The sequence below is a fragment of the Comamonas sp. MYb21 genome (assembly GCF_037479395.1).
Taxonomy (GTDB): domain Bacteria; phylum Pseudomonadota; class Gammaproteobacteria; order Burkholderiales; family Burkholderiaceae_C; genus Comamonas.
The window spans coordinates 62,891-81,527 of record NZ_JBBGZC010000010.1; the positions used below are offsets into that span (position 1 = coordinate 62,891).

The window sequence follows — 18,637 nt, forward strand, 5'->3', positions numbered from 1 at the left end:
ACGAGAGACGCTACAAACATTCTCTTTTAAAAATTACAATCAGCGACTTGCAATAATGAAATATATAAATGAAAAATGATATTCATTTCTGCATTAAGCAAAGATGTTTCGATTAAAACAAATACCAAAATTTGATTTAGCTGTTACGCAACAACGATTTGAAACCACCAGGTTTACCTGCTGTTTACAGATGGGCCTTTTATGGGCTGGAGGGCGCTCAAGACAAGGCGCGGGCAGCACCCTCGCCGAAACGGGATCTCCCTTAAACTCATCCGCTGTTGGGGCAGGTTCGCGCCCCGGAAAGGCCATGCATGAAGCACGACGGGCATGCCGTCGTCGGAGCTCCGATCACCGACGTCATCTTTGAAGAAAAGCGCGTTTTGCTGGTGCTGGACGATGGCCGCCAGCTGGCCGCTCCGCTGTCCTGGGTGGGGCCCAAGGTGCTTGCGATGAACGCGCAAGAGCGGTCGCAATGGGTGGCCACCGCGGACAGGCGCGGCGTCAACTGGCCCAGCGCCGGTCAGACCTCGGCTGACGGCGCACTCAATGTCTGGACACTGGAGCAAGATGCGCTGTTTGAAGCGGCGTTGGCCGAGCTAAAGGCCTTGGACTGGAAGGCGGACCAGCTCAATCACCGCAGCCGGGCGCTGGTGGCCTTGTGGCGCCTGGTGGCCGATGGCTACAACGGCGGCCTGCTGCAGTTTCTGGGCAACTGGGGCATGGCCGAGATGGATGCAGCGCTGGCTGCGCTTGCCCAGATCAAGGCCAGCGCCACGCTCGCGGTAGTCACCGCGTTCTGGCGCCTGGTGGGCCCCATTGCCCAGTCGGACGAGGTCAACACCATCGATGATGTGTACCGCGCAGTGGCCGGTGACTTGTCTGGGCAGATTGAAGAACTGGATGAGCAGTTCTGGGAAGCGGCCGAGGAGCTGGTCCAGCGGGTGCCGGAATATTTTGGGCCGGCGCCTTCGGCCGCCTGATGCGCGACACGTAACCCACAGACAGCCCTGGGATGAGGGCTGCGGTGCGCCGGTGCGCCGGTGCGCCGGGCCGCCGGGCCGCCGGGCCGCCGGGCCGCTACTTGTCGTGGTTGGCGCTCAGGTTGTCCAGCAGGTCATCGAGCGACTTGAATTCGATGGTCTCCACACCGTCGTTCTCGTCAATGGAGATGTCTTCCAGCAGCAGCTCCTCGCACAGCTGGGCCCGCACCCAGCACTGCGGAAACTGCTTGGGTGCGACAAATGACAGCAGCACCGCATCGGCAAAAACGGCGACCGAATGCAGGCGCAGGTCATCGCGCAGATCGGAGGGCTCTTGCACCTCATCGTCTTCAACGGCTTCTTCTACCTCCAGCGCAATGTCGTGGACCAGCGCCGTCCACTGGTCGGCCGGCATCGCCAAAAAGCGCTGGGTATTGGCGATGAGGGCATCGGCATCCATGTCCGGGTTGTCGGCCAGCTCCGGGTCGACATTGACATGGATATCGGCCCCAGCGGCCTGAAACCGCACACTGCCCACCACAAAGCCGTCGTCGGCTTGCACGTCGTTCAAAAGCTGGCTCGCTGCTATCGCGTCACGAAGATGGGCAATCTGGGTCATGGGGCCGTCCTTGCATTGGAGTGAATGGCCATCATAAGCGGCAGCTGGCCACGCATCTACCTTGCCCGCGAATGACTGTCATTCGCTCAACTGGCAAAAATTCGACATTTCTTGTCCTGCTTGCGCGATTGCGCCAGTGCATCTTCCCGTACGCTTGCCGCTTGCCCGATTTCTTTGCCTGCCCAGGTTTGCCCGCCCGACGCCATGACCGCTGATACCGCCACCCTCAACCCCTCGCCTGCACTGGCTGCAGCACCTGCTGCAGCTGCAGACACCCAGCAGCACGGCTTTTTGTTGCCGATTGTGGGCGGCGCCGCGCTCGCCCACCTGCTCAACGACATGATCCAGGCGATGCTGCCGTCGATCTTTCCGATGCTCAAGGCGAGCTTCTCGCTCAGCTTTGGGCAGATTGGCGTCATTGCGCTGGTCTACCAGGTCACCGCATCGCTGTTGCAGCCATGGATTGGCATGTACACCGACAAGCACCCCAAGCCCTATCTGCTGCCCTCGGGCATGGGCATGACCTTGATCGGCATTGGCCTGTTGGCCACCGCGCAGAGCTATGAGATGCTGCTGGTGGCCGCCGCCGTGGTGGGCGTGGGCTCGGCCACCTTCCACCCCGAGGCCTCGCGCATTGCGCGCCTGGCATCGGGCGGCCGCTTTGGCACGGCGCAGTCCACCTTCCAGGTGGGCGGCAATACCGGCTCTGCGATTGGCCCGCTGCTGACGGCGGCCATCGTCATCCCCCATGGCCAGCCAGCGGTGGCCTGGTTCATGGTGGTCGCGCTGGTCGCCATCTTTGTGCTGTACCGCCTGACCATCTGGGTGCGCCACAACGGCAGCGCCAAGGCCAAGAGCCTGGCCAAGAACCATGCGGGTGAAGGCCTGAACCGCGCGGGCGTCATCCGCGCCGTCACGGTGATCTGCATTTTGATGTTCGCCAAGTTTGTCTACATCGCATCGTTCACCAACTACTTCACCTTCTACCTGATCGAGCGCTTTAACCTGAGCGTGCAAAGCAGCCAGCTGTTTCTCTTCATGTTCCTGGCCGCCGTGGCAGCGGGCACCTTTGCCGGCGGCCCGGTCGGTGACCGCATCGGCCGCAAGGCCGTCATCTGGATCTCGTTTTTGGGCGTTGCGCCGTTTGCGCTGGCTCTGCCCTATGTGGGCCTGGTGTGGACCGCTGTGCTCGCCATCGTCATCGGCCTGGTGATGTCGTCCGCCTTTGCCGCGCTGGTGGTGTATGCGCAAGAGGCCGTGCCCGGCCGTGTGGGCCTGGTCTCGGGTTTGATGTTTGGATTGATGTTTGGCATTGGCGGCGTCGGTGCCGCTGGCCTCGGTGAGCTGGCCGATGTGCATGGCATCGTCTGGGTCTATGGCCTGACCTCGTTCCTGCCGCTGCTGGGGCTGGCGACGGCATTCTTACCGGATACGCGGAAGAAGCGCACTTAAGGTCTTGACCAGCGCCTGGCATCGGCTGCGAGGGGCTGGTTGCCCAGCCCCTCTTCGCAGGCATCACTCCAAGGGAACGTCGCCCAGTCCCATCAGGTTGCCGTGGCGGTCGCGGACCTGCAGCGCATAAGACCCTCGGTTGCCTGCTTGCTGAAACAATGACGCGCGGTAGACCTTGCCGCCGCGGTTCCACACGCAAACGCCTTGAGGGAGAAACTGTGGGTTAGACCGCCAGCAGCGCACCGCCCCATCTGCACTGAGGGTGTACTTTCCTTCTACACGCGACAAGGTGATTGCTTCAATCACCCGCTGGTTGCCGCTTTCTGCGTCGAATCGCAGCCACCATTGACCCAACAGACTTCGCGCATCCAGTACACCTGGCTCCATGGCCATGCGCAACATTGGCTTGCGCACCTCGTCTGGAAACGCTATACCGCCCTCAATCCGAGATGACGACTGTGCAGTCGATTCCAGAACCACAAAATCCAGCGTCAGATCGCCAACAGCCTGCGCCAATTCGGCACTGGCCGATGGTCCACCCAATGGGCGGCCACCCCGGTATCGGTTCAGGCCAAAGCTTGTTTTTCCCCCCTGGAATTCACCGCTTCCCATATGGAAAGTGGCGTCGCCGTTGGGCAGGTAGTTGAACACCTGGGCAAGCGCCATCCCGTTTTGAACATCAATAGCAATACCGCGCCCAGGCTTAAACGTCACTTCGTCCCGAACCAGCCAGGTGCCGCTGCTGGGGGTCTGCTTTGCGCTGCAGCCGGAGATATCTCCAACATATATATCCTGCCAGCTTGGGCAGGCTGCAATACCCGTGCGATCATCCCCCCCAACTGCAGCCCCGTTGAGCGAATAGGTCTGCTTTACGCCCTGACTGATCACCTCCGCCACACCCACCAAATCCACATTGGCAATGCGCAATCTCATTGATTGAACAAAGGGATGCGGGTCATATGGGGCCTGCGTCTCAGTACTTGCGCAGTGGTATTCATCCTTGCCGGTCACCTGCGTGCAATCGAGCGTTTGCCCGGGATAGTCTCTGAGCTCCGAAACCCAGACTTTCCACTGCTTATCCTGCGTCAGCTTGCCCACACTGATGCCTGCAAACCACTGTGGATTCTGGCTGGCATCCAGCATCGTGCTCTGAAAATAACGTGTCTTACCCTTTTCCCAATAGCGGGATAGGTAGTCCTCGCTTCGCATCTCAAAGCGCTGAATCGCCCGTGCGGGCTCCCCTGGAAACTGCACCGTTCCCTGCAGTCCGTTGGCAAAACTGACCGTCACATCGCCAGGTGATCCCAACTCTTGCGCATCCCGCGCGTCACTGCCAAAGCTGCGTCCACCTTGGTACTGCATCAGCGGCACGGTGATGGAATCACCATCCAGTTGCCCTGTGGCCATGTAGAAAGTGGCGTCGCCATTCTTCTCATAGCCGAATACCTGCATAAAGAAGGCATTGCCTTGCACATCAATCGCCAGGCCCCGGCCTGGTTTTCCATCCAACTCTTCGCTGATAACCCAGGTGCCTGCCTGGGGGGTAAAACTGCGCGCGGCCCAAGTGGCGGTACACGAAACAGCCAACAAGGAAGCCACAATGGCAGGGCGCCACGCTGAAATGCGATTTATCTTTTTCACTTGATCTCCTGAGTTTTGAACCAGTATAGATGCAAGTAAATTGGCAATCTAAAACTAGAATTACCAAGACCTCTTACTCCATCCAAAGATTCAATCTCCCCATTAAAAATCGTGCAAATCCTCTACTTGTTTCTCTGTATTGCAGGCACCGTATTGCCGCTGTCGCAATTTATTCCATGGCTTGCCGCACATGGCCTGGATATGCCACTGCTCTTGCAACAGGCCACGTCCAGCCCGCTGTCTGCTTTTGCGTGGTCGGATGCTCTGGTCTCGGGCATTACGGTTGCCGTGTGGATCGTCGCCGAAGGCAGAACGCTGGCAATGCCCCGGCTGTGGCTGCCCCTATGCTGCCTGGTGGTGGGGCCCTCGTTGGCATTGCCGCTGTTCCTTCTTTTGCGCCAGCGGCATCTGGCTGCAGCAGGCCACACGGACTGGCTTGAACACCGCCAGGATCAAAAGTCAGTTTGAGGACCTGTTCAAGTCTGCAGCCACCTGCGTTGCTGACTCGCGGTCAATCCGAACGCACCACAGCTTGGCAGAGTGATCGATGGCGACCAGGGCCTCACCCACGCCACCCTGGCGCATATCGTTCCTGCAGACGCGTGTCCCACCCCGTCTCACACAGGGTAATCCCCGAAATACAACAAAAAGTTGCATATGTAGCGCTTGATGAATACGATTGAGAATGATTCTTGTTTATTTTTAACCATAGCGTCACTCTTATGTCACATTCAAAACCGCGCAGACACCAACCCAACCTGATCGTTCTGGCTTGGATGGCCGCAGCCGCCAGCGCCGGGGTATCGGCCCAGCAGGCTCAGCCTACCGAGTCAGCCCAAAACGCGGGCGCGACGGCCGAGGCCAGCACCAGCGCACCCGTCAACCTGCCCCAGGTAACAGTGCGCGACCGCTATGAGCGCGAAGACCTGCCCGCGCTCGCGCCCGGGCGCAAGGCGGCCAAGGGTGCGCGGCTGGGCATTCTGGGGGCGACCTCGATCATGGAGGCGCCCGTGCACGTCAATGCCTATACGCGCGAGCTGGCCGAGGACTGGTCGGCGCTGTCGCTGCAGGATGTGCTGGAAAACGATGCGGCGGTGGTCTTTACCACCAACAAGGGCCATTTGCTGCAGAACTTCAACCTGCGCGGGCTCGATGTGACGGCAATGGACATAGCGACCAATGGCCTCTACGGCATTGCGCCAGCCAACTCGGTGCCCATCGAGATGTTTGAGCGGGTCGAGGTGATGCGCGGCCCCAATGTGCTGCTCTCAGGCATGCCGCCGCTCGCCAGCGTGGCCGGCTCGGTCAATATGGTGACCAAGCGCGCGCTGGCCCAGCCGATTGCGGATCTGACCGCCACCTATGTGTCCGATTCGTACTACCAGCTGCATGCCGATGTGGGCAAGCGCTTTGGGCCCGAGCAGCGCCTGGGTCTGCGCTTCAATGGCGTCTATGGCTCGGGCGACATGGGTGCCGAGGACGAAAAGCAAAAGCGCAATGTGGGCGCGCTGGGCCTCGATTACCTGGGCGACAACTTCCGCCTCTACCTGGACCTGTACAACAGCGTCAACAAGATCGAGGGCGGCAGCCCCGGCATGTTCAGCTTCTTGGGCAGCGCGGCCATCCCCGGTGTGGGTTATCTCCTCTCGCCGCCCGATGGCGATGTGAACCTGTTCAAGGGCTCGCACGGCAAGTACGACAACAGCGGCTTGCTGGCCCGGGCCGAGTTTGACTTCAACCAGAACTGGCAGGGCTATGTGGCAGCGGGCGGGTCGGAGGCCGAAGGCCAGGGCCTGCTGTTTGGCACGCGCGCCATTGTGACCGGCGCAGACGGCACCACGCGCGGCGCGATCTACAACGTGCACACCAAGTCCGAGCGCCGCACGGCCGAGGCGGGCGTGATTGGCAAGTTCGACACCGGCAGCGTGCAGCACCGCCTGCAGCTGTCGTTCAACATCCTCAAGCACAAGGAAGGCACGGTCAACACGGCCTGCAACTACTGCTACACCACCAATATGTACCGGCCGACCGAGCCGACCTTCCCGGCTGCTCCCACCTTCAAGGACTACACGACGGAGAACGAATTCCGCTCGGTGGCGATTGCCGACACCATGGGCTTTTGGGATGAAAAGCTGCTGCTGACCCTGGGCCTGCGCCACCAGACGGTGAAGACGCCGCTGGTCAATGGCGTGGCCTCCAACTACAGCGAAAGCCGCACATCACCGATGGTTGCCGGCGTGCTACGCCCCTGGGGTGAGAACATCGCGCTGTTTGCCAACTACACCGAAGGCCTGGAGCCTGGCCGCACCGTGGGTGTGGGCTACGCCAATACCGGCGACACCCTCGCGCCGATGCAAACCAAGCAAAGTGAAGTGGGCGTCAAGCTGCAAGCGGGCGAGACCACGCACACGATCAGCGCCTTCCAGATCAAAAAGCCCTCGATCATCACCAACAGCGGCAACTTCCAGGTGCTCGACGGCGAGCAGCGCCTGCGCGGGCTGGAGTGGAGCGCGTTTGGCAAGCTGAGCGAGAGCGTGGCGCTGCTGGGCGGTGTCGAGTACATCAAGTCCAAGCAGACCAACACCGGGCTGGAGAACTATGGCGTGCCCAAGCTGCGCACCCGCATTGGCATCGATTGGGACACCCCCGTGCAAGGCCTGTCGGTGGGCGGGCGCCTGTTCCATACCGGCTCGCAGTGGGCGGACTCGGGCAACCGCCTGAAGGTGCCTTCGTGGAACCGCATTGACGCAATGGCCCGCTACGCCACCAAGTTCGGATCGACGCCTGTGCGCTTCAACGCCAGTGTGGAGAATCTGACCAACAAGAACTACTGGATCGGCATGTTCAACGATGGCTTTGTGATGCCCGGCGCGCCGCGCACCTACCGCTTGTCGGCCACCGTGTCGTTCTGATCACCACCAAGGCTCTGGCCATGGCCAGAGCCCACAAACACCACAGCCCGCTGGCACGGACATGCCAGCGGGCTGTGTTTTATCAGCGGTATGGAGCGCTTTATTTCGTCAGGATCAGCTTGCCCAGCTTGGTGGCCTGCAAGGTGTAGACCGAGCCGTTATGCGCTATCTGCACGGTCTTGTGGCCGGCCAGCAGGCTGGCACTGTCCACGCTGCGCACCTGCAGGTTGGCATCGTTCAGCGGCCGGGGCTGCAACGCGATGGTGAGTGGCTCGCCAGCATGGGACTCGGCCTCGCAGGCAGCGGGCGTATCGGCGGCGTCCTGCGGCTGTGGCACAGCTGGGCGGCGGAGTTGCAAGGTACGGCGGGCGCTGGTAGCGGCATGCAAAGTGGTCATGGTGGCGCTCATGGCGGGTTGGAAGGTGGTCAGGCAGATGCAGACAACTGCACGCGAAGGATGAAAGAAACGCAGCGGAACAGTTCAGCACCGCTGCCCATTGGCCCCTACAACGCCGGGGCGTTGGCAGCGCCGCAAACGGCGCGCATGGCGGGATGACGTTCATCACAAGAGGGGCAAATCACAGGGACCGAGTCTATCATTGAATGAGATTGATTATCATTTAAAAACCATGTTATCGAAGGAGTCTGATGTCCGTTCCGTCTACCTCGGCAAGCACCGCCCGCCCATCCGATGCGGCCCCGTCCACGGCGCCCATGCGCAGCTTCAGCATGCGGCCGCTGATGTTCGAGAACTTTGTCTGCACCTTGTCGATGATGTCCTTCGTCGCGCTGATCGGCCCCATCGCCCGACTGCTGGGTCTGGCGCCCTGGCAGGCCGGCATGGCCGTGACCGTGGGGGGCCTGGCCTGGGTGCTGCTGGCCAGGCGCTGGGGGGCGGCCAGTGACCGCTGGGGCCGGCGCCCCATCCTGCTGCGGGGCCTGGGCGGCTTTGTGGTCTGCTATGCATTGCTGTGCAGCTTTATCGTGTTTGCGCTGCGCAGCCAGCCGCCGGTGTGGCTGGCATTTGCCGGGCTGGTACTGCTGCGCGGCACGGCCGGGGGCTTTTATGCCGCCGTGCCCGCCACGGGCGCAGCGCTGGTGGCCGACCATGTGCCCGGCCCGCAGCGTGCGGCGGCCATGGCCACCTTGGGCGCCGCCAGCGGCATCGGCATGGTGGCGGGCCCCGGCGTTACCGGCCTGTTGGCCGCGCACAGCCTGGAGCTGCCGCTGCTGATCACCGCCGTGCTCCCTGCCCTTGCGCTGCTGGTGCTGTGGCGCTGGCTGCCGCGCAGCGAGCAGCATGCCAACCCGCCCACCGGCCACCTCAAAATCAGCGACCCGCGCCTGCGCCGCCCGATGGCCGTCGCCTTTTGCGCGATGTTCAGCGTGACCATTGCCCAGGTTGTTGTGGGCTTCTTCGCACTGGACCGGCTGCAGCTGGAAGCCAGCGCCGCCGCACGCGCCGCCGGCATTGCACTGGCCATTGTCGGTGTGGGCCTGATCCTCGCGCAGCTGGCCGTGCGCAAGCTGGGCTGGACGCCGCAGCGCCTGATCCGCGCCGGCTGCGCCCTGTCTGCACTGGGCTTTGCATCGCTGCTGCTGGCCAGCACACCCTGGGCGCTGTGGGCCGGCTACCTTTTAGGCGCTGCCGGCATGGGCTGGGTCTTTCCCTCCGTCATGGCGCTGGCCGCCAATGCCGTGGGCCCGCATGAGCAAGGCGCCACCGCCGGCACCGTTGCCGCAGCCCATGGCCTGGGCATGATCCTGGGGCCCCTGGTGGGCACCCTGGTCTATGACCTGCACCCCGGGGCGCCTTATTTGCTGGTGGCGGTGCTGCTGGTGCTGGTGGCGCTGTGGCCTGCGCGTGGGGCGGTATCAGCGTTGGAGGTGGGGCGGGTGGGTTGAGATCCAGCTGTCTGACATTGAGAGGTTCATCTGCGCTGCCTGGCTGCAGCCTACTTGGCCTCCAGGCGGGCGATCACCACCTCTGCAGGGATGCCAGCAGTAGCAGCGCTGTTGTGCCGCGTGGCAGCCGATCCCCGCTGCAGCAATCCGGCCTGTGCTTGCCGCAGCTGGATCTCGCGGCGAACAGCAGTCTCGACAAAAGACGCCAGGCTTTCGTTCGGCTCCAATGCACGCTCCACCTCGTCCAGGAAAGCGGGCTCGACGCAGATGGATGGGATGATGGCGTTCTTCATAGGTAGATCCTGAAGTGCAAGTGACTGGATCCTCGGCCATTAAACCTCTGAGTGCGTCTTGTTGGCAGGGGGCGACTACCGCCCGCCAAAGCTGGCTCAAATACCGCCCAAATCCCGCTGCACCGCCTAGCATGGACTACGATAGCGGCACTTTCAGCCACCATCCCCCCTGCCCGTGCAACCCACTGACCGACCGTCCAAAATCCAAGATGTAGCCCGCGCTGCGGGCGTGTCTGCGATGACGGTGTCGCGGGCCATCAACCACCCCGAGCGGCTCAATCCCGAAACCTTGCAGCGTGTGCGCGATGCCATCGCCAGCATGCGCTATGTGCCCAATGCGCTGGCCAGCGGGCTGCGGCTGTCACGGGCGCGGCTGGTGGCGGCCCTGCTGCCGACCTTGGTGGGGCCCGTGTTCCAGGAGCTGATCCAGTCGCTCGACCATGCGCTCAACCAGCACGGCTACCAGCTGATGATTGGCCGCACCGGCTATGACGCCGCGCAAGAGGCGGACCTGATCCGCGCCATCATCCAGCGCCGGCCCGATGGCATTGTGATGATCGGCATGGCGGCCTCCGAAGAAGGGCGGGCGCTGCTGCAGGCCTCGCGCATTCCGGTGGTGGAGACCTGGGACCTGACCGACACGGCGATCGACATGCTGGTGGGCTTTTCGCACAGCGCGATTGGCCAAGCGGTGGCGGCGCATTTCATCGCCAAGGGCCACCGGCAGCTGGGCATGGTCAGCGGCGATGATGCACGGGCCCGGGTGCGCGTGGCCGCTTATGCGCAGGCGGCGCAAGCTGCCGGCCTGCCCGAGGTGACGGTGGCCTACACGCCGGCGCCCAGCACCCTGGGTGGCGGGCGGCGCGGTCTGGCCGAGATCCTGGCCCAGCGGCCCGAGGTAACCGCCGTTTTCTGCAGCTCCGATACCTTGGCATTGGGTGCCTTGGTCGAGGCGCAGCACCAGGGCTTGCGCGTGCCCGAGGACCTGGCTGTTGTCGGCTTGGGCGACCAGGAGTTTGCCAAGGACACCGCCCCGCCCCTCACCACCGTGCGGCTGGATGGCACCCGCATTGGCCAGTTGGCGGCCGACATGATCGTCGCCCGCACCCTGGACCAGGCCGTCGATGCGCAGCGTGTCGATATCGGCTTTTCCATCACCCAGCGTAGCAGCGGCTAAACAGCCACCCCCGCAAAATCCCCAGCCCTGCCCACTGGCAATATCGGGTAATTACTGATTTCTCAGCCAAAGTTAACGTTAACAATACGACAAATTCTAATGTTAACGTTAACTATTTGAAGCGAAGCATCGCTCAGCCAGATTTCAGCAACGCCTTAAAAGCAGGAGACAAACATGAGCACCACCCCAAAACCAGGATGGAAAAAGATAGCGGCCCTCGTCTGCGCCAGCGCTGCGGCCTTGGCCGCCAGCCCCAGTGCCTGGGCCTGGCCGGACAAGCCGGTCACGATCATCGTGCCCTTCCCCGCGGGCGGCGCGACCGACACGGTGGCCCGTGCGATTGGCAACAACCTGGGCCAGCAGTGGGGCCAGTCGGTGGTGGTGGAAAACAAGGCAGGAGCCACCGGCAGCATTGGCGCCGCCCAGGTGGCGCGCGCCCCGGCCGATGGCTATACCTTGCTGGTCTCGTCGCTGGCGCCGCTGGTGGTGGCACCCCATCTGATCAAGGGCCTGCCCTATGACCCGACGCGTGATTTCAGCTATATCACGGTGGCGGTACAGACAGCCAATGTGCTGGTGGTCAACCCCAGCCTTGCCCCCAAGGTCAACAACGTGCAGGACGTCATCGCGATGCTCAAGGCCAAGCCCGATACGGTCAGCTTTGCGACCTCGGGCGCGGGCTCGTCGGACCACCTGACCGCCGAGCTGTTCTGGCAAAAGACGGGCACCAAGGGCCTGCATGTGCCCTACAAGGGCGGCGCGCCGGCCACCGCCGATCTGCTGGGCAGCCAGGTGGACATGTCCTTCCAGAACGTCAACAGCGTGTTCCCGCACATCAAGTCGGGCAAGCTCAAGGCCATTGCGGTCACGGGCAACAAGCGCTCGGCCGTGCTGCCCGATGTGCCGACGATGGCCGAAGCCGGCATCGATGGCATGGACGTCTATGCCTGGCAAGCCTTTGCCGCCCCCAAGAACCTGCCGGCCGATGTCAAGGCCAAGCTCTACGACGGCATTGCCAAAGCGCTGCATGACCCCGCCGTCAGCAAGCAGTTCACCGACATGGGCCTGGAAGTGGTCGGCAACAGCCCCGAGGTCTTTACCGAGTTTCAGCGCAAGGAGTTTGCGCGTTGGAAGCAGGTCATCAGCACGGGCAACATCACCGCACAATAATCACCCAGGGCCTGGCGGCGGGACAGAACCACCCGCTGCCCAGCCTGCTTTTCTTATTTTTTGTACCCCCGCCCACCATGCAAGCCACCACATCCGCATCGCCCTCTTCCACCCCCCGCATTACCGGCTACCGCGTGGTGCCGGTGGCCGGGCATGACAGCATGCTGCTCAACCTCAGCGGCGCCCATGCGCCGTTCTTCACCCGCAACCTGCTGATCCTGACCGACAGCGCAGGCCGCACGGGGGTGGGCGAAGTACCGGGTGGCGAGAGCATTCGCAACACCTTGGAAGATGCGCGCGCGCTGATCCTGGGCCAGCCGGTGGGCAACTACAACGCCATGCTGAACGCGATGCGCAGCAACTTTGCGGGCCGCGACAGCGCAGGCCGTGGGCTGCAGACCTTTGACCTGCGCACCACCATCCATGCGGTGACGGCGGCAGAATCGGCCCTGCTGGACCTGCTGGGCCAGCACCTGGGCGTGCCAGTCGCTGCGCTGCTGGGCGAAGGCGTGCAGCGCACCTCGGTGCAGATGCTGGGCTACCTCTTCTACGTGGGCGACCGCGCGCTGACCGACCTGCCCTACCAAAGCTTTCCCGACGAGGCCGACGACTGGAAGCGCCTGCGCCATGAAAAAGCCATGGACCCGCAGGCCATCGTGCGCCTGGCCGAGGCCGCCTATGCGCGCTATGGCTTCGAGGATTTCAAGCTCAAGGGCGGCGTGCTGCGCGGTGAAGACGAGGTCGAAGCGATCCGCGCATTGCACGAGCGCTTTCCGAAAGCCCGCATCACCCTGGACCCCAATGGCGGCTGGTTGCTCAAGGATGCGGTGCGCATCACCCGCGATCTGCACGGCATCCTCGCCTATGCCGAAGACCCTTGCGGCGCCGAAGAAGGCTTCTCCGGCCGCGAAGTGATGGCCGAGTTCCGCCGTGCGACCGGGCTGCCCACGGCGACCAATATGGTCGCCACCGACTGGCGCCAGATGGCCCATTCGCTGTCGCTGCAATCGGTCGATATTCCGCTGGCCGATCCGCACTTCTGGACCCTCTCGGGCTCGGTGCGCGTGGCCCAGCTCTGCCAGGCTTTTGGCCTGACCTGGGGCTCGCACTCGAACAACCATTTCGATGTGTCGCTGGCCATGTTCACCCATGTGGGCGCTGCCGCACCGGGCAAGGTCACCGCCATCGACACGCACTGGATCTGGCAGGACGGCCAGGGCCTCACCAAGCAGCCGCTGCAGATCCAGGGCGGCTATATCGAGCTGCCGCAACAGGGCGGCCTGGGCATCGAGCTGGACATGGATGCCGTCGAGCGCGCCCACCAGCTCTACCTGCAGCACGGCCTGGGCGCCCGCGATGACGCGATCGCCATGCAGTACCTGGTGCCGGGCTGGCGCTTTGACAACAAGCGCCCTTGCATGCTGCGCTAAGCCGCTGCAGCAGTCCCCCGTTCGACGTGCAGCGCGAGGGACGCCGCAACCACATTCGCGCAAGACTCAGGGGTGCCAGTGGCTGGCCCGCACCAGGGTCGCAGACGGCCCGGTATTGCCCGCCAACGCATAGGACAGCTGGTTGGCCGCAGCGATGACGGTCTTGGACATTTCCTCCAGCTTTTGCTGCGGCAGGCGCGATGCCGGGCCCGACACGCAGACGGAGCCCAGCAGCCGCCAGTGCTTGCCAAACACCGGCGCGGAGATGGTGGCCACGCCCTGCTCGCGCTCGCCAATCGACCAGTGAAAACCGCGCTGGCGGATGGCTTCGTACAAGTCGCCCGGCTCGCCCGAAAACGCCAGAATCACCCGCCCTGGCGAGCCCTTGTCCAGCGGCAGCCCCTCGCCCATGCGCGCATGGTGGCGCAAGGCCTGGGGGCCCTCCACCCGCACCAGGCAGGTGCGCACATTGCCTTCGCGCACATAGAAAGCGGCGCTTTCGCCACTCGCCATCGTCAGCGCACGCAGCGCCGGCTCCAGCACATTCTGTACATCAAAACCGGCCTGGTAACGCGCGCCCAGCCAGCCCGCTGCCGGGCCCAGGCGCCAATCGCCATCTTCCCGCTGCACCAGGTAGCCCGACTGCGCCAGGGTGCGCGCAATGCGCAGCGCCGTGGTCTTGTGCAGGCCGCAGCGCCGGCTCAGTTCGGCCAGCGGCAAATGGGATTCTCCCAACGCAAACGCATCGATCAATTGCATGGCCCGCAACACCGCAGTGACGCTGCTGGTCGACGATGCGCCTTCTTCTGGCAGCGCCTCGGCAGGGGTCTCCATCTCCGGCAGGGGTGCAGAAACGGGGCCGGTTTTCGCCTTGGATCGAGGACTGGAGCGGCTCGCTGAAGGGTTGCTCATCGTGCAATGTGTTTCATTGGTTGAAACGGCATTGTATCCCTTGAAACTTTTTTTTAAAGTGGCGCACCGATTGGCAGCAGACCAAAAGGCCACACCAACAAAACGATACGGAGACAACGTATGACGATCACGACACGAGCGATTTCGATCTCGGCGCGCCTGTGCCGCCTGGCGCTGGGCACGGCGGTACTGGCGGCAGCCGCCACCGGCGCCTACGCCCAAAGCAACTACCCGGCCAAGCCCATCCGTTTGTTTGTGCCCTTTCCGCCCGGCGGCGGCACCGACATGATTGCCCGCGCCGTCGCGCAAAAGATCACCGAGAAAAATGGCTGGAATATCGTCGTGGACAACCGCCCCGGCGCCGGTGGCAATCTGGGCGTGGATGCCGCTGCCAAGGCCGCGCCCGATGGCTACACCCTCGTAATGGGCCAGACCAGCAACCTGGCCATCAACCCGGCGCTGTACAAAAAGCTGCCCTACGACCCGCTCAAGAACCTGACCCCGGTCGCGCTGGTCTCCTCGTCGCCGATCCTGATGGTCAGCGGCTCGGGCACCCCGCTGCATTCGATCGCCGAAGTCTTGAAGGCTGCAAAAGCCAAGCCCGATACCGTCACCGTGGGCTATGCCGGCAATGGCACCGTCGCCCACCTGGCCGTCACCCAGGTTGAGCAGGCCACCGGCGTCAAGCTGCGCCACGTCCCCTACAAGGGCATTGCGCAAGCGATCACCGACCTGTCCGGCGGCCAGATCGACCTCTTTGTCGGATCGATTCCGTCCCTCATCGGCCAGGTGCGCAATGACAAGCTCCAGCCGCTGATGGTCACCTCCAAGCAGCGCTCGGGCGAGTTGCCCTCCACCCCGACGATGGCCGAGTCCGGCAGCAAGGGCTTTGAGGCCATTACCTGGTTTGGCATCCTGGCCCCGGCAGGCACGCCAGAGGCGATCGTGCAAAAGCTCAACAAAGCCATCAATGCCGCGCTGGCCGAGCCCGATGTGGTCGAGAAGCTGCGCTCCGAAGGCGGCGATATCCTGGGCGGCAGCGCGCAAGACTTTGGCAAGCTGATGCATGCCGAAGTGCCCCGCTGGGCCAAGATCGTCAAGGATTCAGGCGCCAGCCTGAACTAAGGCGGCAGCACACCGGCCCGCGCCACCGCCCTTTCCAACCGACCCGCTGAGAGACCGCGCCATGCACTGCGCCAGCTTGGCTGTGCCCATCCGTTTCTCGGCGGGCAGCACAGCACCCTGCCCTCAACCGCTGGGCGCGCTGCAAAACGCCGGCTCCGCCAACGGTGTGCAGGCCATCCATCACGGAAAGACCCATGCGGCGCGGAGCGCCAGCCATGCCCCCTTCTTTTTCATCCTTCCCAACGGACCAACACCATGAGCCAACTTCCCGACATCATCCGTGACATCGATCGCGTCAGCGCCGACGTCGTAGCCAAGGCCAGCGGCTTCCAGGCCGCCATTTTGGCCGACGTGGCCGGCCGCCGCGGCACCATGCATGCACGGGTGGCACCCGTCCACCAAAGCATGCAGGTCGCAGGCCCGGCCTTCACGGTCGAAGTACGCCCCGGCGACAACCTGATGATCCATGCCGCCATTGCGCTGGCCAAGCCCGGCGATGTGCTGGTGATCGATGGCAAGGGCGACCAGACGGCAGCACTGATGGGCACCTTGATGCTGAGCGCCTGCAAGAAGCGGGGCCTGGCAGGGGTGATCGTCGACGGTGCGATCCGCGACAAGCTGGAAATCCTGGAGCTGGACTTCCCGGTGTTCAGCGCCGGCTTCAACCCCGCCGGCCCGACCAAGTTTGTGCCCGGCCGCATCAACCACCCTATTTCGGCCGGTGGCACCACGGTCAACCCCGGTGACCTGGTCGTGGGCGACGCCGATGGCGTGGTCGTGATCGAGCGCGCCAAGGCGCCTGCAATGCTGGCCCTGGCCGACAAGAAAGTGGCCGATGAAGCCGCCCGCATCGACGCCATTGCCCGGGGCGACACGGCATCGAAATGGCTGCCCGCTGCACTGCGTGCGGCCGGCGTGCTCCAGGAAGGAGAATCGCTGTGAACCCCCGCATCATCGTCACCGGCGCCGATCTGGCGCAGCAAGCGCTGGACCTGCTTGGCGGCTACGAAGTCATCTACGCCGGCAAGACGCCGACCGAAGAGGACCTGGTGGCGCTGGCCAAGCAGCATGACCCGGTCGCCATCATCGTGCGCTACGGCAAGGTCGGCGCGGCGGTGATGGATGCGGCCCCGTCGCTCAAGGTCATCTCCAAGCACGGCAGCGGTACGGACACCATCGACAAGGTGGCCGCCAAGGCACGTGGCATCGAGGTCGTGGCCGCCGTGGGCGCCAATGCTGCCGCCGTGGCCGAGCAGGCCTTGGCGCTGCTGCTGGCATGCGCCAAGTCCGTCGTGGCGCTCGATGCACGCATGCATGCCGGCCACTGGGACAAGGCCACGCACAAGAGCCTGGAGCTGGGGGGCCGCACCATTGGCCTGGTAGGGCTGGGCGCCATCGGCCTGCGCTTTGCCAAGATGGCCGATGCGCTGGGCATGCGCGTGATCGGCTTTGACCCCTTTGCCAAGAACCTGCCAGCCTATGTGCAGAGCGTGGACCTGGACACCCTCTGGCGCGAGGCCGATGCGATCTCGCTGCACTGCCCGCTGGCCGATGAGAACCGGGGCATGCTCAACGCTACCACCTTGGCGCAGTGCAAGCGTGGCGTCATCGTCGTCAACACCGCACGCGGAGGTCTGATCGACGAGGCCGCCTTGCTGGCTGCCGTGCGCGCAGGCCAGGTGATGGCTGCGGGCCTGGACAGCTTTGCGGTGGAGCCGATGACCGCCGGCCACCCCTTCCAGCGCGAGCCGCACTTTGTCCTCAGCCCCCACATCGGCGGCGTGACCAGCGATGCCTACGTGAACATGGGCGTGGGCGCGGCCCAGAACCTGCTGGCCGTGCTGGCCAAGGCGCCAGCCACGGCTTGAAGCGCTGGCTGGCGTGCGGGCAAGCCAGCGTTGCTTGCCCTTGCCTAACAACGGGCCGGGCATGCACCCGGCCCCAGCAAACACCAAGAGGCCGCAAGCATGCGGCCCGTTAAGGAACGCCTGAAAGACAGGAGACAAAGATGAAGCAGATTTTTAACCGCCGCTGGCCGATGGCGCTTGCGGCCCAAGCGCTGGGCAGCATCGCCTTGGCAGCAGGCATGGCAGGCGCGCTGCCCGCCCAGGCGCAAAGCCCCTGGCCCGACAAGCCCATCAAGCTCGTTGTGCCCTACCCGCCCGGCGGCAATGCCGACAACACCGCGCGACTTTTGGCCACCCAGCTGGGCAGCCGACTGGGCCAACAGGTCATCGTAGACAACCGCCCCGGCGGCAGCGGCACCATTGGCGCGGCGGCGGTGGCCAAGGCTGCGCCCGATGGCTATACGCTGCTGCTCGATGCCACGGCCTTCACCGTCAACCCCAGCCTGTTTGCCAAACTGCCCTACCAGCCGGCCAAGGATTTTGCGCCGATCTCGCTGATCAACCAGGTGCCTTTGCTGCTGGTGGTGCCGGCCAGCTCGGCACTGCATAGCGTGGCCGACCTGAGCCGCGCCGCGCAGGCGGCACCGGGCAAGCTCAGCTATGCCTCGGCCGGCAACGGCGGCGCGCAGCATCTGGCGGCGGAGCTGTACAAGCAAGGCGCCAAGGTCGAGATGACGCATATCCCCTATCGCGGTGGTGCACCGGCGCTGACCGATCTGATTGGCGGCCAGGTGGATGTGATGTTCAGCGCCACCACGGCCAGCGGGCCCTTTGTCAAAGGCGGCAAACTGCGCGCGCTGGCGATCACCTCCGCCCAGCGCAGCGAAGGCTGGGAGCAGTTGCCGACGATGGCCGAATCGGGCCTGGCCGGTTTTGAGGTCAACGAGTGGAATGGCCTGTTCGCCCCGGCAGGCACGCCCCCGCCGGTGCTGCAGCGGCTGGAGGCCGAAACCCGCGCCATCGTGGCCAGCCCCGAGATGCAGAAGCGCTTTGCCGAACTGGGTGTACAAGGCGTAGGCTCCAGCGCGCAGGCATTCTCCAGCTTTGTGCAGGCCGAAACCGCCAAATGGGCCGGCGTGATCCGCGCCAGCGGCATTCGCATGGATTGAGAAAG

At 63.8% G+C, this 18,637-nt stretch carries 18 protein-coding genes; 13 read left to right on the forward strand and 5 right to left on the reverse strand.

Features of this window, described 5'->3' with window-relative positions:
* Positions 1-311 precede the first annotated feature (311 nt).
* The gene (locus tag WH367_RS15650; RefSeq protein ID WP_339536797.1) at positions 312-980 is read left to right on the forward strand and encodes a DMP19 family protein; all 669 of its coding nucleotides are present in this window, start codon (positions 312-314) and stop codon (positions 978-980) included.
* 97 nt (positions 981-1,077) lie between these two features.
* Here WH367_RS15650 and WH367_RS15655 read toward each other — a convergent pair whose 3' ends face one another.
* On the reverse strand, positions 1,078-1,599 hold the full coding sequence (locus WH367_RS15655) for a hypothetical protein (RefSeq protein WP_339536798.1): 522 nt from the start codon (positions 1,597-1,599) through the stop codon (positions 1,078-1,080).
* A 204-nt stretch (positions 1,600-1,803) separates the two neighbouring features.
* On the opposite strand from WH367_RS15655, the gene WH367_RS15660 reads away from it, so the two are divergent.
* On the forward strand, positions 1,804-3,051 hold the full coding sequence (locus tag WH367_RS15660) for an MFS transporter (protein ID WP_339536799.1): 1,248 nt from the start codon (positions 1,804-1,806) through the stop codon (positions 3,049-3,051).
* 63 nt (positions 3,052-3,114) lie between these two features.
* On the opposite strand, the gene WH367_RS15665 is transcribed toward WH367_RS15660, so the two are convergent.
* Positions 3,115-4,692, reverse strand: coding sequence for a hypothetical protein (locus tag WH367_RS15665; RefSeq protein ID WP_339536800.1), 1,578 nt, complete (start codon positions 4,690-4,692; stop codon positions 3,115-3,117).
* A gap of 111 nt (positions 4,693-4,803) precedes the next feature.
* On the opposite strand from WH367_RS15665, the gene WH367_RS15670 reads away from it, so the two are divergent.
* A complete protein-coding gene (locus WH367_RS15670; protein ID WP_339536801.1) occupies positions 4,804-5,160 on the forward strand; it encodes a DUF2834 domain-containing protein in 357 nt (118 codons plus the stop codon).
* Between the two features lie 254 nt (positions 5,161-5,414).
* Positions 5,415-7,604, forward strand: a complete 2,190-nt coding sequence (locus tag WH367_RS15675; protein ID WP_339536802.1) for a TonB-dependent receptor — start codon at positions 5,415-5,417, stop codon at positions 7,602-7,604.
* Between the two features lie 100 nt (positions 7,605-7,704).
* On the opposite strand, the gene WH367_RS15680 is transcribed toward WH367_RS15675, so the two are convergent.
* Positions 7,705-8,001 (reverse strand): hemin uptake protein HemP, encoded by a 297-nt coding sequence (locus tag WH367_RS15680; RefSeq protein WP_232539382.1) that lies wholly within the window; start codon positions 7,999-8,001, stop codon positions 7,705-7,707.
* Positions 8,002-8,252: 251 nt separating this feature from the next.
* On the opposite strand from WH367_RS15680, the gene WH367_RS15685 reads away from it, so the two are divergent.
* Positions 8,253-9,509 carry an MFS transporter gene (locus WH367_RS15685; protein WP_339536803.1) on the forward strand — a complete coding sequence of 419 codons (1,257 nt, stop codon included), beginning with the start codon at positions 8,253-8,255 and terminating at the stop codon, positions 9,507-9,509.
* 50 nt (positions 9,510-9,559) lie between these two features.
* Here WH367_RS15685 and WH367_RS15690 read toward each other — a convergent pair whose 3' ends face one another.
* Positions 9,560-9,802 (reverse strand): YlcI/YnfO family protein, encoded by a 243-nt coding sequence (locus WH367_RS15690; RefSeq protein WP_339536804.1) that lies wholly within the window; start codon positions 9,800-9,802, stop codon positions 9,560-9,562.
* Between the two features lie 175 nt (positions 9,803-9,977).
* On the opposite strand from WH367_RS15690, the gene WH367_RS15695 reads away from it, so the two are divergent.
* From WH367_RS15695 to gudD, 3 genes are all read left to right on the forward strand, one after another.
* Positions 9,978-10,979 (forward strand): LacI family DNA-binding transcriptional regulator, encoded by a 1,002-nt coding sequence (locus WH367_RS15695; RefSeq protein ID WP_339536805.1) that lies wholly within the window; start codon positions 9,978-9,980, stop codon positions 10,977-10,979.
* A 174-nt stretch (positions 10,980-11,153) separates the two neighbouring features.
* On the forward strand, positions 11,154-12,149 hold the full coding sequence (locus WH367_RS15700) for a Bug family tripartite tricarboxylate transporter substrate binding protein (RefSeq protein ID WP_339536806.1): 996 nt from the start codon (positions 11,154-11,156) through the stop codon (positions 12,147-12,149).
* A gap of 77 nt (positions 12,150-12,226) precedes the next feature.
* Entirely contained in the window at positions 12,227-13,579 is a 1,353-nt protein-coding gene (gene gudD / locus WH367_RS15705) for a glucarate dehydratase (protein ID WP_339536807.1), read from the forward strand.
* 66 nt (positions 13,580-13,645) lie between these two features.
* Here the strand turns inward: gudD and WH367_RS15710 are convergent, their stop codons facing one another.
* Positions 13,646-14,413, reverse strand: coding sequence for an IclR family transcriptional regulator (locus WH367_RS15710; RefSeq protein WP_339536976.1), 768 nt, complete (start codon positions 14,411-14,413; stop codon positions 13,646-13,648).
* On the opposite strand from WH367_RS15710, the gene WH367_RS15715 reads away from it, so the two are divergent.
* From WH367_RS15715 to WH367_RS15735, 5 genes are all read left to right on the forward strand, one after another.
* The gene (locus WH367_RS15715; protein ID WP_339536980.1) at positions 14,337-14,615 is read left to right on the forward strand and encodes a hypothetical protein; all 279 of its coding nucleotides are present in this window, start codon (positions 14,337-14,339) and stop codon (positions 14,613-14,615) included. The genes WH367_RS15710 and WH367_RS15715 overlap by 77 nt on opposite strands.
* Complete coding sequence (locus WH367_RS15720; protein WP_021026397.1) at positions 14,612-15,616, forward strand: tripartite tricarboxylate transporter substrate binding protein; 1,005 nt, start codon at positions 14,612-14,614, stop codon at positions 15,614-15,616. The genes WH367_RS15715 and WH367_RS15720 overlap by 4 nt, the downstream gene beginning before the upstream one ends.
* Positions 15,617-15,871: 255 nt before the next feature.
* Positions 15,872-16,558, forward strand: coding sequence for a diguanylate cyclase (locus tag WH367_RS15725; RefSeq protein ID WP_021026396.1), 687 nt, complete (start codon positions 15,872-15,874; stop codon positions 16,556-16,558).
* A complete protein-coding gene (locus tag WH367_RS15730) occupies positions 16,555-17,484 on the forward strand; it encodes an NAD(P)-dependent oxidoreductase (protein WP_339536808.1) in 930 nt (309 codons plus the stop codon). The genes WH367_RS15725 and WH367_RS15730 overlap by 4 nt, the downstream gene beginning before the upstream one ends.
* A gap of 170 nt (positions 17,485-17,654) precedes the next feature.
* On the forward strand, positions 17,655-18,632 hold the full coding sequence (locus tag WH367_RS15735) for a tripartite tricarboxylate transporter substrate binding protein (protein WP_445228122.1): 978 nt from the start codon (positions 17,655-17,657) through the stop codon (positions 18,630-18,632).
* Positions 18,633-18,637: the final 5 nt, after the last annotated feature.

What these genes read in the sequence shown, in the direction of transcription:
- WH367_RS15735 (WP_445228122.1), top strand. Translation starts at nt 17,655, where the DNA reads ATGGCGCTTGCGGCCCAAGCGCTGGGCAGCATCGCCTTGGCAGCAGGC.
- gudD (WP_339536807.1), top strand. Translation starts at nt 12,227, where the DNA reads ATGCAAGCCACCACATCCGCATCGCCCTCTTCCACCCCCCGCATTACC.
- WH367_RS15715 (WP_339536980.1), top strand. Translation starts at nt 14,337, where the DNA reads ATGGCCCGCAACACCGCAGTGACGCTGCTGGTCGACGATGCGCCTTCT.
- WH367_RS15710 (WP_339536976.1), bottom strand. Translation starts at nt 14,413, where the DNA reads ATGGAGACCCCTGCCGAGGCGCTGCCAGAAGAAGGCGCATCGTCGACC.
- WH367_RS15680 (WP_232539382.1), bottom strand. Translation starts at nt 8,001, where the DNA reads ATGACCACTTTGCATGCCGCTACCAGCGCCCGCCGTACCTTGCAACTC.
- WH367_RS15650 (WP_339536797.1), top strand. Translation starts at nt 312, where the DNA reads ATGAAGCACGACGGGCATGCCGTCGTCGGAGCTCCGATCACCGACGTC.
- WH367_RS15685 (WP_339536803.1), top strand. Translation starts at nt 8,253, where the DNA reads ATGTCCGTTCCGTCTACCTCGGCAAGCACCGCCCGCCCATCCGATGCG.
- WH367_RS15690 (WP_339536804.1), bottom strand. Translation starts at nt 9,802, where the DNA reads ATGAAGAACGCCATCATCCCATCCATCTGCGTCGAGCCCGCTTTCCTG.
- WH367_RS15725 (WP_021026396.1), top strand. Translation starts at nt 15,872, where the DNA reads ATGAGCCAACTTCCCGACATCATCCGTGACATCGATCGCGTCAGCGCC.
- WH367_RS15700 (WP_339536806.1), top strand. Translation starts at nt 11,154, where the DNA reads ATGAGCACCACCCCAAAACCAGGATGGAAAAAGATAGCGGCCCTCGTC.
- WH367_RS15675 (WP_339536802.1), top strand. Translation starts at nt 5,415, where the DNA reads ATGTCACATTCAAAACCGCGCAGACACCAACCCAACCTGATCGTTCTG.
- WH367_RS15660 (WP_339536799.1), top strand. Translation starts at nt 1,804, where the DNA reads ATGACCGCTGATACCGCCACCCTCAACCCCTCGCCTGCACTGGCTGCA.
- WH367_RS15720 (WP_021026397.1), top strand. Translation starts at nt 14,612, where the DNA reads ATGACGATCACGACACGAGCGATTTCGATCTCGGCGCGCCTGTGCCGC.
- WH367_RS15655 (WP_339536798.1), bottom strand. Translation starts at nt 1,599, where the DNA reads ATGACCCAGATTGCCCATCTTCGTGACGCGATAGCAGCGAGCCAGCTT.